Genomic DNA, 11,850 nt, shown 5'->3' with positions numbered 1-11,850 from the left:
GGAAAGCAGGCACCCGAGTCTAGTGCACCGCGTCGGGTGCCGCCGTCGCGCAGGCGGCGGGCGGGCCCGGGCGATCGCGGCGCGGCCGCCGGCCGGCCGCCGACAGCGCGCCGGCCGTGCCCGTGCATCTCCCCCGCTGCGGGCCGTGCCGTTATGCTCGCAGCCCTGGGAGCAACACCGTGGACACGCCGGCCACCGGGGCGGCAGGCATGTCCCTGTTCGGGATGGGGAACCCCATGGAAAACGTCGGCTACACCCCGCGCATGGAGGGGCTGGACGCGTTGCGCGGTTTCGCCCTGTTCGGGCTGTTCATCGTGCACATGCCGGAGCTGTTCGAACTGTACTGGGCGCACCCGGCGACCGACCCGCTGCAGCTGGCCGTGCACGACACGGTCTGGCTCGTGTTCGCCGGCAAGGCGTTCGCGCTGCTGGCGCTGTGCTTCGGCGTGAGCTTCTTCATCATCATGGACCGCGCCGCGCGCCGCGGCGTGGACTTCACCGGGCGCTTCGTCTGGCGGCTGGCGCTGCTGGCGGCGATGGGCCTGCTGCACGGGCTGTGGTACCGCGGCGACGTGCTCGAGGTGCTGGCGGTGATGGGCCTGTTCCTCCTTCCGTTCCACCGGGTCCGCGCGAACGGTGCGCTGCTGGCGGTGGCGGTGTTCTTCCTGCTGCAGCCGCTGATGCTGGTGCGGATCGCGGCGGGCCTGGCCGGCGGGGACACTGCCCTGGGCGCGTGGGCCAACCAGCCGCTGCGCTTCTGGAGCGCGACCATCCCGCAGGTCTACCTGGACGGCGGCTTCACCGACACGCTGCGCACCAACGTCACCGAGGGCTGGGCCTTCAAGTGGCTGTTCATGTACGAATCGGGACGGCTGAGCCAGATCCTGGGCCTGTCGCTGGTCGGCATGCTGCTGGGACGGATCGGATTCTTCGCCCGGCCCGGGGCGTTCGCGCGTGCCCGCGTGTCCGGGCTGGCGGTGGCGCTGGCCGCTGCCGCGGCGCTGTACTTCGGGCGCGAACCGCTGGCCGCGCTGGTGCCGGCGAGCGAGGCGATGACCATGCCGCGCGCGCTCGCCGGCGCCCTGCTCGGCAGCCTGTTCGACCTGGCGATGATGGCGGTGCTGATGCTCGGCTTCTGCACGCTCTACTACGGCGGCGGCCACCGTGCGCTGGGCGTGCTCGCGCCCGCCGGCCGCATGACCCTGACCCTGTACCTGGCCCAGTCGCTGCTGTTCGTGCCGGTGTTCTACGGCTACGGGCTGGGCCTGCATGCGAGCATGACCCAGCTGCAGGCGCTGCTGCTCGGCCTGGTCGCGTTCGCCGCGCAGCTGGTGTTCGCCCACCTCTGGTTCCGGCGCTTCTACTACGGGCCGCTGGAATGGCTGTGGCGCGCGGGCACCTACCTCACCGTGGACGTGCCGTTCGTGCGCCGCAGCGGCGGCGGCAAGGCGGGCGTGCCGGCCTGAGGCCTGCGGGCCGGGCCGGGGCCGCCATCGATCCGGTCACCGCGGGGTCGGCGCTGAACCGCGCGTCCGCGCCATGGCCGCCGCCATGGCGGGCGGTTGCGCGGATCGGCTAGAATTCGCGTCCCGCTCGCGCGGCGGCCGCTCCCGCAGCCCGCCCCGCGCGCCGGAACCCGCGGTCGCCCCGCGCGTTCCAGTCCTATGGTGGCCCCGTCGGCCCCTCGCGACGCTAGACCGAAAATCCCGCCAGGGCCGGAAGGCAGCAACGGTATCGGTCGATGCGGGCGCCGAGGCCAGCCGGCGGGGCCGCCACCTTTCCGGGCCCCGGAAACCCGTGCCTCATGCCGCCGCCCGTGGCGGCGTCCTTCCGCCGACCCCATCGCGGACGTACTGCCGTCGCCCGCCGCGTCGATTCGGCATGGAAGGCCGACCCGGGCGCCTGCCGGCGACGATGTGGGCGCCGCAGGGCCGCCTGGCGACGCTGCCAGCCGGCGGCGCGCGTGGGCTACTTCGCCCGCGCAGGCGGCGCTGCGGCGGCGCCGACGATCCCCAGCGCATCCGGCTCCTCGCCCGTCGCCCAGCGCTCGACCACCGTCCAGCTGGCGGTGTCGACCACCGCGATCTCGTTGCCGCCGCTGACGGCGACGTAGGCGCGGCGGCCGGAAGGATCGACGATCGCGCCGATCGGCAGCGCGGCGCGGCCGAGCATGGTTTCGCGGTAACTGGCGCCGGGACGGGCCAGTTCGACCAGCGCCACCGGGTCGCGCGTGACCGCGTCGAACACCGCCAGCGTCGCCGCGCGCGCATTCGTCACCAGGGCGTGGCGGCCGCTGGGCGTGAACACGATCCGGATCGGGAAGCCGTCGCTGGCCAGCGTGTCGAGCACCTCCAGCGTGGCCGCATCGTGCACGGTGAGCGTTTCCTCCTCGCGGTTGCTCACCCATACCGAGCCGTCGGCGGCGACCGCGATCCCCTCGGCCCCGGCGCCGGCGGGCCGTTCCAGCACCTCCCCGCTGGCCAGGTCGATCCGCGCCACCGTCCCCGCGCCGACCTTGCTGACGTAGGCGACCTTGCGGTCGGCGGCGAGCGCGACCATGTGCCCCTTGCCGGGGCCGATGTCGATGGCGCGTTCGACCTTGCCCGCGTCCACGTCGACCACCAGCAGCGCATCGCTGCCTTCGGCGGTGGCCAGCAGGCGGTGGTCGTCGTCCAGGAAGCGCAGGCCGTGCGGGCGCGTGTGCGCACCCAGCGCGATGCGCCGGAGCAGCCGGCCGCCGACGGCGTCGTACACGCCCAGGGTGTTGCCGGGCGACTGCCGGCCGTACTCGCTGACCACCGCGATGCGGCCATCCGGGCTTACCGCGATCTCGTGCGGGCCCGGCGCGGTCGCCGCTTCGCCGCGCTTGCGGCCATCTTCCAGCGACAGGCGCCACAACGTGTCGGCCGCCTTGTTGCCGACCAGCAGCTCGGCCGCATGGGCGGAACCGGCCACGGCGAACAGCGCCGCGCACAGGCCGAGCCGGTGCAGGGACGTCCTCGTCATCGATCTTCCTCCGTGTCGCCACCCGGGGCACCGGCGGCCGCCCCCGTCTCCGGATGCAGCCACTGGCGGTCGCCGTCCAGGTAGCGTTCGCGCTTCCAGATCGGCACCCGGGCCTTGACCTCGTCGATCACGAAGCGGCAGGCGTCGAACGCGGCGCCGCGATGGCCCGCGCTGACCCCGACCCACACCGCCAGGTCGCCGATGGCCAGCTCGCCGGTGCGATGCACGCAGTGCACGCCGGTGATGGCGAAGCGCGCGGCGGCGTCCTCGACGATGCGCCGGCCCTCGGCGAGGGCCAGCGCGGCATAGGCCTCGTAGTGCAGGCCGCCTACCGGCCGGCCTTCGTTGTGGTCGCGCACCCAGCCTTCGAAGCTGGCGTAGGCGCCGGCGCGGTCGTCGAGCAGGCGCGCGCGCAGCGGCGCGATGTCGAAGGCCGCATCGGCCAGCTCGAAGCGCGCGGGCGGCGGGGTCTGGTTCGTCGCCACCTCAGCCTCCCGAGACCGGCGGGATGAAGGCCACCTCGCTGCCATCGGCCAGCGCGTCGTCCCAGCATGCGAACGCGCCGTCCACCGCCACCCTCAGGCGTTCGCGCGGCCACTGCAGGCCGTGCCGCGCGGCGGTTTCGGCGTACAGCGCGGCCAGGTCGCCCGCGCTGCTGTGCACGGTCTCGTCGTCGCGCCCGGCCGCCTCGCGGAGGCTGGCGAAATACAGCAGCCGCACCGTGGCCATCAGCCCTCCCCGCCGAAATCGCGCTTGCCGCCGCGCTTGCCCAGCAACCGGGCCGGGCCGAGTACGATCGCGTGCGACAGCGCCTTGCTCATGTCGTAGACGGTCAGCGCGGCCACGGTCGCGCCGGTCAGCGCCTCCATCTCCACGCCGGTGCGCGCGGTGGTGCGCGCGCTGCATTCGATCCGGAGCTCGCGCTCGCCGTGCCAGTCGATGGCGATGCGCACGCCGTCCAGCGGCAGCGCGTGGCAGAACGGGATCAGCTCGTGGGTGCGCTTGGCCGCCATCGTGCCGGCGATCACCGCGGTCTCGACGATGCCGCCCTTGCTGCCGCGCAGGCCGCTGGCGCGCAGCTGCGCGGCCACGACGGCCGGGAATCTCACCTTGCACTCGGCGGTCGCGCTGCGCGCGGTGACGGCCTTGGACGACACGTCGACCATGGCCGGGCGCCCTTCGGCGTCCAGGTGGGTCAGTTGCGGGCGGGACGGCTTGCGGGTGGCCACTCAACCTCCGATCAGGTACATCTCGATGTGCTTGCGCGGTGCCTGCGGGTTGCCGCGGATCTCGCTGTAGCGGTCGCCGCGACGGGACCACAGCGCGGCGACATGGCTGGCCAGCGCGGCCTCGCCCTGGGCCAGCAGCGGCCTGAGGTCGTGGCCTTCGCCGGCGAACAGGCAGGTGTAGAGGCGACCGTCGGCGGAGACGCGGGCGCGGTGGCAGTCGCCGCAGAACGGCGCGCTGACCGAACTGACGAAGCCGACTTCGCCGGCGCCGTCGGCGAAGGCGTAGCGCTCGGCCACCTCGCCGCGGTACTGCGACTGCAGCGGATGCAGCGGCCAGCGCGCGGCGATGCGGTCGCGCAGCTGCGCCGAGGTCACCACCTCGTCTTGGCGCCAGCCGTTGCAGGTGCCCACGTCCATGTATTCGATGAAGCGGACCACGTGGCCGCTGCCGCGGAAGTGCTCCAGCAGCGGCAGCACCTGGTCCTCGTTGGCGCCGCGCTGGACCACGCAGTTGATCTTCATCGCCCTGAAACCGGCGGCCTCGGCGGCGGCGATGCCATCCAGCACCGCGCCGACCTCGCCACGCCCGCCGGACATGGCGCCGAACACGCCCGGGTCCAGCGCGTCGAGGCTGACCGTCAACCGGTGCAACCCGGCCTCGCGCAGCGCGCCGGCGTGCGCGGCCAGCAGTGAACCATTCGTGGTCAGGGCCAGGTCGTCGATGCCCGGGATCCGGGCCAGCCGCGCGACCAGCTCCGGCAGGCGCTTGCGCAGCAGCGGCTCGCCCCCGGTCAGCCGCAGCTTGTGCACGCCGATGGCGGCGAAGCCGCGCACCAGCGTCTCGATCTGCTCGAAGTCCAGCCGCCCGGCCGCGTCCAGCCCGTGGTCGTCGGGGATCCGGTCGGCCGGCATGCAGTAGCCGCAGCGGAAGTTGCAGGCGTCGATCAGCGACAGGCGCAGGTCGCGCAGCGGACGGCCGAGGCGGTCGTGCGGAAACGCCTGCAGCGGCCGGGCCAGGTTCATGGCAGCGCGATCGCCCCGGTCCTGGGCTCGGCCAGCGGCCAGTCCTCGCCGGGCCGGGCCACGCGGTAGCCGCGGGCCACCATGGCCGCCGCATCGCCCTGGCCTGCGTAGTGGTACAGCAGCATGCGCTGCCGCAGTGCGTCGGGATACTCGCGCTCCAGGTCGTCCAGCCCGGTGTGCGAAGGATTACCGTGCAGCGCGCAGTCGTGCGCGACCAGTTCGCCGGCGTCGGCGTGCCGCGCCAGCATCTCCGGGATCGGCCGGGTGTCCCCGCTCCAGACCACGCTGCCGCGCAGGCGCAGCCCGAACGCGGTGTCGGGCCAGTGGTGGCGGACCGGGAACACCTCCAGCCGCACGCCGTCGTGCCAGAACGCGTCGCTCACCGGCACCAGCTGGAACGCATCCCAGAAATTGGCGCCGCCCTCGGCCAGCACGTTGGGGTAGTCGCCGACCCGGCGCTGCAGCAGCGGCACCACCGGTGCGGGCACGTACAGGCGCACGCGGCCGCGGCGCTGCGGATCGAAGTAGCTGGACACGAACAGCCGCTCGAGCCCGGCGACATGGTCCAGGTGCACATGGGTGATGAACACCGCATCGGGCATGGCGCGGTAATGGCCTTCGAACGCGGTCAGGCCCTCGGCGCCGCAGTCGATGGTCAGCCATGGCCGGCCGTCGCGCTCGATGCTGGCCATGGCCGAACCCAGCTCGACCGCCGAGGCGTTGCCGACGCCATGCAGCCGCAGCGCCCAGGCGGCCATCAGCAGCCCCGCTTCCAGGCCAGGTCGTAGGCCCGACGCAGGCGGGCGAAATCGGCTTCGACCTCGCCCGAGGCGCGCTCGCCGCGCAGCTTGAGCAGCGAGCGCAGCAGCCGGCGCAGGTTGTCCTCGCGCCAGTGGGTGGCCGGGATGCGCAGGCGGCCGCGGTCGAAGTCGATCATCCAGCCGCGGCCGTTGCCGTCGAACAGCAGGTTGTGGGCGTTGAGGTCGGCGTGGTCCAGGCCCTCGCGGTGGAAGCGGGCGATCAGCCGCCCGGCCTCCTCCCACGGCGCGCCGTTGCCCGCCACCAGCGCGCGGTCGGCCAGCGAGCGCACGTCCATCAGGCGCTCGAGCAGGATCGCGGCGCGGTAGCTGTAGCCGTCGCGCACGTAGCTGGCGGCGACCGGGCGCGGCACCGGCAGGCCGCGCACGATCAGTTCCCGCATCAGCCGGAACTCGGCGAAGCTGCGCGTATGCGAGGCCCCGCGCCACAGGTAGCGGTCGCGGCTGAAGCGCGCCGCCAGGCCCCCGCGCAGGTACTGGCGCAGGACGCAGGCGCCGAACGGCGCATCGACGAACCAGGCGCCGCCGCGGCCGCCCGACCCCACCGGCCGGGCCCGTTCGCCCCAGGCTGCCGGCGAGAACAGTTCGGCGCCGGCTTGCCGCAGTCGCTGGCGGTCGAAGAGAATGGCCCCGTACCCGCTGTCGGCGCGGTACGGCGTCAAGGCTTCGCTGGCGTCGAAGGCGACCATCCGCACGAGTCTAACAACACCTGCAAGCGATGCGCCCCTCACTCTGCCTGCTGCGCCTGTCCGCCCTCGGCGACGTGACCCATGTCGTGCCGCTGGTGCGCACCCTGCAGCGCGCCTGGCCCGACGCGCCGCCGCTGCACTGGATCATCGACCCCGCCGGCTTCCGCCTGCTCGACGGGCTGGAAGGCGTGCGCTTCCATGTCTACGACAAGCGCAGCGGGCTGGCCGGCATGCGTGCGCTGCGCGCGACTCTGCCGGCGGGCCGCTTCGACGCGCTCCTGCAGATGCAGGTGGCCTTCCGCGCCAACCTGCTGTCGGCCCACATCCGCGCCCGGCGCCGGATCGGCTACGACCGTGCGCGCTCCAAGGACCTGCACGGCCTCTTCGTCAACGAACGCATCCCCGACCGCCCCGGCATCCACGTGCTCGACGCGATCGGCAGCTTCTGCGAGCCGCTCGGACTGGCCCAGGCCGAAGTGCGCTGGGACCTGCCGGTCCCGGACGCGGCGCGGGAATGGGCCGCGGCGCAATGGCCCGACGACGGCACTCCGGTGCTGATGATCTCCCCCTGCTCCAGCCACGTGCGGCGCAACTGGTACGCCGACCGCCATGCCGCCCTCGCCGACCACGCCGCCTCGCGCGGCTGGCGGGTGGTGCTCTGCGGCGGCCGCAGCGAACTGGAACGCAGCACCGCCGATGCGATCCAGGCGGCGATGCGCGCCCCGGTCCTCGACCTGGTCGGCAAGGACACGCTCAAGCAGCTGCCCGCCCTGCTCGCGCGTGCACGCCTGCTGGTCACGCCGGACTCGGGCCCGATGCACATCGCCAACGCGATGGGCACCCGGGTCCTCGGCCTGCATGCGGCCAGCAATCCGGCACGCAGCGGGCCCTATTCCGACCGCCGGTACTGCGTGGACCGCTACGACGATGCCGCCCGCCGTTACCTGGGCAAGCCGGCCGCGGCACTGAAATGGGGGACCAAGATCGAGCACGACGGCGTCATGGAACTGGTCACCGTCGCCGACGCGATCGATGCCTTCGAACGCTACCGCGCCGACCACGGCGCCTGACGCGCGCGCCATCGGCGGCGGCGCACCCGCGCGCGTGGCGCCGGCCGCCCTGCCGGCCGCGGCGGTGCTCTCGCTGTTCGTGGTGTCCGGATCCGCGGGCCTGGTGTACCAGTCGCTGTGGACGCACTACCTGGGGCTGGTACTGGGCCATGCGGCCTACGCGCAGAGCCTGGTGCTGGCGATCTTCATGGGCGGCATGGCCCTGGGCGCCTGGCTGGCCGCACGCCTGGGCGTGCGCTGGACGCACCTGCTGCGCGCCTACGCGGTGGCCGAGGCCGGCATCGGCCTGCTGGGGCTCGCCTTCCATCCCCTGTTCCTCGGCTACCTCGGGCTCTCCGGGGCTGCACTGCCCGTGCTCGGCGATGGGCTCGCCGGACGCCTGTACCCCTGGGTGTCGGCCACGCTGCTGATCCTGCCGTCGTGCCTGCTGCTCGGCGCGACGTTCCCGCTGCTCAGCGCCGGATGGCTGCGCAGCGGCACCGGCGCCGGCGCAGACGGACAGGATGCCCGCGTGCTCGGCGGCCTGTACTTCGCCAACAGCCTGGGCGCCGCACTGGGGGCGCTGGGCGCGACCTTCCTGCTGCTGCCGCGACTGGGCATGCCCGGCGCCATGGCCGTGGCCGGGTTCGCCAACCTGGCGGTGGCTGCGGGCGCATGGGCGCTGTCGCTGCGCCACGGAGGCATGCCGCGCCCCGGCCGCGCGGCCGCGGCGGACGCGACACCGACGGGCCACCCGCCGGCGGCGCAGGTCGCCCTCGCCCGCACGGTGCTGTGGGTCGCGCTGGCGTCGGGCGCCTGCTCGTTCGTCTACGAACTGGGCTGGATCCGCCTGCTCAACCAGGCCCTGGGCACGACCCTGCACAGCTTCGAGCTGATGCTCGCCGCGTTCCTGCTGGGGCTGGCGTTCGGCGGCGCGTGGGTGCACCGGCGCGCGGCGCGCCTGCATGACCCACTGCGCACCGCGGCGCTGGCCCAGGTCGCGATGGGCGTGGCCGCGCTGCTGTCGCTGCTGGCCTTCGCGCACGCCTTCGACTGGACCGCCGCGCTGGTGCAGTCGCTGGCGCGCACCGACGGCGGCTATCGCCTCTACCTGCTGGGCAGCGCGGGCATCGCGATGGCGGTGATGCTGCCGGCCGCGTTCTTCGCCGGCACCACCCTGCCGCTGTTCACCCTGGCCCTGCTGCGCGCCGGCGCCGGCGAAGCGGCGATCGGCCGCCTGTACGCGGCCAATACCGTCGGCGCGATCGCCGGCGTGCTGCTGATGATGCACGTACTGGTCCCGCTGCTGGGCGTGCGCGCCGGGATCATGCTGGCCGCCGCCGGCGACGTGCTGCTCGGCTTCTGGCTGCTGGCGCACGGACGCGGCGAGGTGGCGCCGCGCCGGGTCGCCGGGCTGGCACTGGGGGTCGCCGCGGCGTTCGGCATCGCCCTGGCCTGGGGCCGGCCCGACCCGCGCGCGCAGCTGTCCGGCGCGTTCCGCACCGGTTTCGCCCGGCTGGACGAAACCCTGCAGGTGCCGTTCCTGCGCGATGGCCGCACCGCCACCATCGGCGTGGCCCGGTCACCCTCGCAGGGAATGCTGTCGCTGCTGACCAACGGCAAGTCGGACGGGGCGATGGCCGTGACCCTGACCGGCCCGCCCGGCGGCGACGAGCTGACCATGGTCAGCCTGGGCGCGCTGCCCCTGGCCCTGCACCCGGCACCGCGGCAGGTCGGGGTCATCGGCCTGGGCCTCGGGCTCTCCACCCACACCCTGCTGGGCAGCGACCGGGTCGAGCGCGTGGATACCGTGGAGATCGAGCCGGTGGTCCATGCCGCCGGGACCCGCCTGTTCGCCGGCCGGATCGGGCGCACCCTGCACGATCCGCGCTCGCACATCCATTTCGACGACGCGCGCCATTATTTCTCCAGCCATCGCCGCCGCTACGACGTGATCGTGTCCGAGCCGTCCAACCCCTGGGTCAGTGGCGTGGCGGGACTGTTCACCACCGAGTTCTACGGCTTCCTGCATGGCCACCTGGCCGACGACGGCCTGCTGGTGCAATGGCTGCAGACCTACGAGATCGACGATGCGCTGCTGGCGAGCATCGTCGCCGCGCTGCTGGAGGCGTTCCCCGACGCCGCGGTCTACCTCGCCCAGGACAACGACCTGGTCGTGGTCGGCTGCCGCCGCCGCTGCCCGGCCGCCGATGCCGCCCGCCTCCAGGCAACCGCCGCGCTGGCCCGCGAGACCGCGCGCGTCGGCCTGGACGGCGACGCGGCGCTGCGGCTGCGCCGGATCGGCGGCCGCGAGCTGCTGCGGACCTACGTCCGGGCGCTGCAGGCCGAGCCGCACAGCGACTTCCATCCGCTGGTCGCCCTGCAGGGCCCGCGCACGCGGTTCCGCGGCGACCGCGCCGACACCCTGCAACGCCTGGCCGACAACGGCCTGCCGGTGCTCGACCTGATGGAGCGGCGCGGCATTCCGGGCGGAAGCGAGCCGGTGGCTGCGCTGCCCGGCCACAGCCTGCTGCTCGCCAGGCAGCACGCGATCGGCCTGGCCGCGGCGCTGCGCGGCGGGACGCACGCCAGCGCACTGGCCATGCGCGATCGCGACGCTCCACCGGCGGAGATCGAATTGCAGGCCCTGCTCGGGCTCTCGCGCGGCACCGTCGAGGATCCGGCGACGTGGGCCGAGGCGGCGTCCAAGGTGGCGGTGGCGACCCTCGGCCACCTGCCGGCGGAAGACCTGGAAGGCGCGTGGATCGCGCCGGCCTGGATCGATGCCCCGGCGCAGCCCGAGCCGGTCCGCCGGATGCTCGAGATGTACGCGGCCGCCGCCGCCCGCGACGCGGACGCCATGCGCGCCAGCGGCGAGGGCCTGCTGCAGTTGCCGCAGGCGCTGCCGGCGGATGTCCAGGAACAGGGGCTGGTCATCGCCCAGCTCGGCGCGCTGGGACAGGGACGGCCGGCCGAGGTCGAGCAGCTGCACGCCGGCTACGGCGTGGCCCTGCCTTCGAGCCCTTCCATGCGCATGGTCCGGCACATGATCCGGATCCGCGCGCTGGAGCTGCAGGCGCGCAAGGCGACCGCGCCCGATCAGGGCGCCTCGCCGCCCCGGTAGTCCTGGTAGGACTTCTCCTCGACGTAGGCCGAGCCCAGCGCCAGGTTGATCTCCTTCTTGACCCGGGCCCGCTCGTCGTTCTCGAAGTAGACGCTGCGCGCCAGCCGCACGAACTCCTCGTCGAAGGCCTGCGCCTTCTCCTTGACCCGGACTTCGTCCTCGATGTCCCACAACCGCTCGTTGACGGCCTTCAGCTGCGCACGCAGCAGGGCGATGTCACCGCCGGCGGCCGGGTGCTGCATCCAGCTGCGCTCCAGCGCGGACAGCTCCTTGCGGACGTTGGCGAGCTTGGCCGGATCGGTCATGCGCTCGGACTTGATCTGCAGGATCGCGATCTTGTCGAGCAGTTCGCCGAAGGAAACGGGCACGAGGAGTTCGGACATGGCGGCGACGTCGTGGAGAAACCCCGACAGTCTAGCGCCGGCGCATCCGGGACCGTGGATATGCCATCACGGCGGCCCCCGCTGGCGCAGACCGCCGAAGCAGGTGCCGAAGCGGCCGCCGCTGCCGCGGCCTGCGCCGATCCGATGCGTGCGCGGCTGCCCGGGCCGTGGCGGTCCCAGGTGGCCGCCGCCCCCGGAACCGGCGCCACCGCGTCCACTTGTCCCCAGACATGCAAAAACCCCCTTCCGGGGGTTTCTGCGGATCTGGCGGAGAGGGAGGGATTCGAACCCTCGAGGCGCTATAAACGCCTGCCTGATTTCGAGTCAGGTACATTCAACCGCTCTGCCACCTCTCCGTGGCCCCGGCATGACCGGGGGCGTGCATGATACGGGCCCGGAGGTTCCGGGACAAGCCGCGGTACCACCCGGCGCGGCGCGGCGCAGGCCGCCTTCCCGGGACATTCATCCATCGCCTTGTGGGTTGTCCGTTCCGCACGGATGATTGCGTAAGCATCCTTGAGCAATCCTG

The 11,850-nt window shown here is 73.4% G+C and carries 11 protein-coding genes, 1 tRNA gene and 1 other RNA gene; 4 read left to right on the top strand and 9 right to left on the bottom strand.

Annotated features, from left to right (window positions below):
* The first annotated feature begins 236 nt into the window (after positions 1–236).
* Both ACA089_RS01590 and ffs read left to right on the top strand, forming a co-directional pair.
* On the top strand, positions 237–1,466 hold the full coding sequence (locus tag ACA089_RS01590) for a DUF418 domain-containing protein (RefSeq protein ID WP_372012757.1): 1,230 nt from the start codon (positions 237–239) through the stop codon (positions 1,464–1,466).
* A 207-nt stretch (positions 1,467–1,673) separates the two neighbouring features.
* An RNA gene (gene ffs / locus ACA089_RS01585) (signal recognition particle sRNA small type) lies at positions 1,674–1,770 on the top strand.
* Between the two features lie 198 nt (positions 1,771–1,968).
* On the opposite strand, the gene ACA089_RS01580 is transcribed toward ffs, so the two are convergent.
* The 7 genes from ACA089_RS01580 to ACA089_RS01550 all read right to left on the bottom strand — a co-directional run bounded on the left by ACA089_RS01580 (position 1,969) and on the right by ACA089_RS01550 (position 6,765).
* Positions 1,969–3,006, bottom strand: coding sequence for a beta-propeller fold lactonase family protein (locus ACA089_RS01580; RefSeq protein ID WP_372012755.1), 1,038 nt, complete (start codon positions 3,004–3,006; stop codon positions 1,969–1,971).
* Positions 3,003–3,491 carry a molybdenum cofactor biosynthesis protein MoaE gene (locus ACA089_RS01575; RefSeq protein ID WP_372012753.1) on the bottom strand — a complete coding sequence of 163 codons (489 nt, stop codon included), beginning with the start codon at positions 3,489–3,491 and terminating at the stop codon, positions 3,003–3,005. Before ACA089_RS01575 ends, ACA089_RS01580 begins: the two co-directional genes overlap by 4 nt.
* A gap of 1 nt (position 3,492) precedes the next feature.
* Positions 3,493–3,738: a MoaD/ThiS family protein gene (locus ACA089_RS01570; protein ID WP_372017598.1), complete on the bottom strand. Its 246-nt coding sequence runs from the start codon at positions 3,736–3,738 to the stop codon at positions 3,493–3,495.
* Positions 3,735–4,172 carry a cyclic pyranopterin monophosphate synthase MoaC gene (gene moaC, locus ACA089_RS01565; protein WP_372017597.1) on the bottom strand — a complete coding sequence of 146 codons (438 nt, stop codon included), beginning with the start codon at positions 4,170–4,172 and terminating at the stop codon, positions 3,735–3,737. The genes ACA089_RS01570 and moaC overlap by 4 nt, the downstream gene beginning before the upstream one ends.
* 63 nt (positions 4,173–4,235) lie before the next feature.
* Positions 4,236–5,258, bottom strand: a complete 1,023-nt coding sequence (gene moaA / locus ACA089_RS01560; protein ID WP_372012751.1) for a GTP 3',8-cyclase MoaA — start codon at positions 5,256–5,258, stop codon at positions 4,236–4,238.
* Positions 5,255–6,016, bottom strand: coding sequence for an MBL fold metallo-hydrolase (locus ACA089_RS01555; protein WP_372012749.1), 762 nt, complete (start codon positions 6,014–6,016; stop codon positions 5,255–5,257). The genes moaA and ACA089_RS01555 overlap by 4 nt, the downstream gene beginning before the upstream one ends.
* Positions 6,016–6,765 (bottom strand): 3-deoxy-D-manno-octulosonic acid kinase, encoded by a 750-nt coding sequence (locus tag ACA089_RS01550; RefSeq protein ID WP_372012748.1) that lies wholly within the window; start codon positions 6,763–6,765, stop codon positions 6,016–6,018. The genes ACA089_RS01555 and ACA089_RS01550 overlap by 1 nt, the downstream gene beginning before the upstream one ends.
* A gap of 29 nt (positions 6,766–6,794) precedes the next feature.
* On the opposite strand from ACA089_RS01550, the gene ACA089_RS01545 reads away from it, so the two are divergent.
* Both ACA089_RS01545 and ACA089_RS01540 read left to right on the top strand, forming a co-directional pair.
* Positions 6,795–7,835 (top strand): glycosyltransferase family 9 protein, encoded by a 1,041-nt coding sequence (locus ACA089_RS01545; RefSeq protein WP_372012746.1) that lies wholly within the window; start codon positions 6,795–6,797, stop codon positions 7,833–7,835.
* On the top strand, positions 7,798–10,938 hold the full coding sequence (locus ACA089_RS01540) for a spermine/spermidine synthase domain-containing protein (protein ID WP_372012745.1): 3,141 nt from the start codon (positions 7,798–7,800) through the stop codon (positions 10,936–10,938). Before ACA089_RS01545 ends, ACA089_RS01540 begins: the two co-directional genes overlap by 38 nt.
* Here ACA089_RS01540 and ACA089_RS01535 read toward each other — a convergent pair.
* Together ACA089_RS01535 and ACA089_RS01530 are read right to left on the bottom strand one after the other, a co-directional pair.
* Complete coding sequence (locus tag ACA089_RS01535) at positions 10,914–11,321, bottom strand: DUF6165 family protein (RefSeq protein ID WP_372012743.1); 408 nt, start codon at positions 11,319–11,321, stop codon at positions 10,914–10,916. The genes ACA089_RS01540 and ACA089_RS01535 overlap by 25 nt on opposite strands.
* Before the next feature lie 265 nt (positions 11,322–11,586).
* Positions 11,587–11,677: transfer RNA gene (locus ACA089_RS01530), tRNA-Ser, on the bottom strand.
* Positions 11,678–11,850 lie beyond the last annotated feature (173 nt).

It is taken from the genome of Pseudoxanthomonas fibrivorans (assembly GCF_041464125.1).
GTDB lineage: Bacteria > Pseudomonadota > Gammaproteobacteria > Xanthomonadales > Xanthomonadaceae > Pseudoxanthomonas.
This window is presented reverse-complemented; position numbering and strand designations above follow the sequence as displayed.

What these genes read in the sequence shown, in the direction of transcription:
- ACA089_RS01590 (WP_372012757.1), top strand. Translation starts at nt 237, where the DNA reads ATGGAAAACGTCGGCTACACCCCGCGCATGGAGGGGCTGGACGCGTTG.
- ACA089_RS01580 (WP_372012755.1), bottom strand. Translation starts at nt 3,006, where the DNA reads ATGACGAGGACGTCCCTGCACCGGCTCGGCCTGTGCGCGGCGCTGTTC.
- moaC (WP_372017597.1), bottom strand. Translation starts at nt 4,172, where the DNA reads ATGGTCGACGTGTCGTCCAAGGCCGTCACCGCGCGCAGCGCGACCGCC.
- moaA (WP_372012751.1), bottom strand. Translation starts at nt 5,258, where the DNA reads ATGAACCTGGCCCGGCCGCTGCAGGCGTTTCCGCACGACCGCCTCGGC.
- ACA089_RS01555 (WP_372012749.1), bottom strand. Translation starts at nt 6,016, where the DNA reads ATGGCCGCCTGGGCGCTGCGGCTGCATGGCGTCGGCAACGCCTCGGCG.
- ACA089_RS01550 (WP_372012748.1), bottom strand. Translation starts at nt 6,765, where the DNA reads ATGGTCGCCTTCGACGCCAGCGAAGCCTTGACGCCGTACCGCGCCGAC.
- ACA089_RS01545 (WP_372012746.1), top strand. Translation starts at nt 6,795, where the DNA reads ATGCGCCCCTCACTCTGCCTGCTGCGCCTGTCCGCCCTCGGCGACGTG.
- ACA089_RS01540 (WP_372012745.1), top strand. Translation starts at nt 7,798, where the DNA reads ATGCCTTCGAACGCTACCGCGCCGACCACGGCGCCTGACGCGCGCGCC.
- ACA089_RS01535 (WP_372012743.1), bottom strand. Translation starts at nt 11,321, where the DNA reads ATGTCCGAACTCCTCGTGCCCGTTTCCTTCGGCGAACTGCTCGACAAG.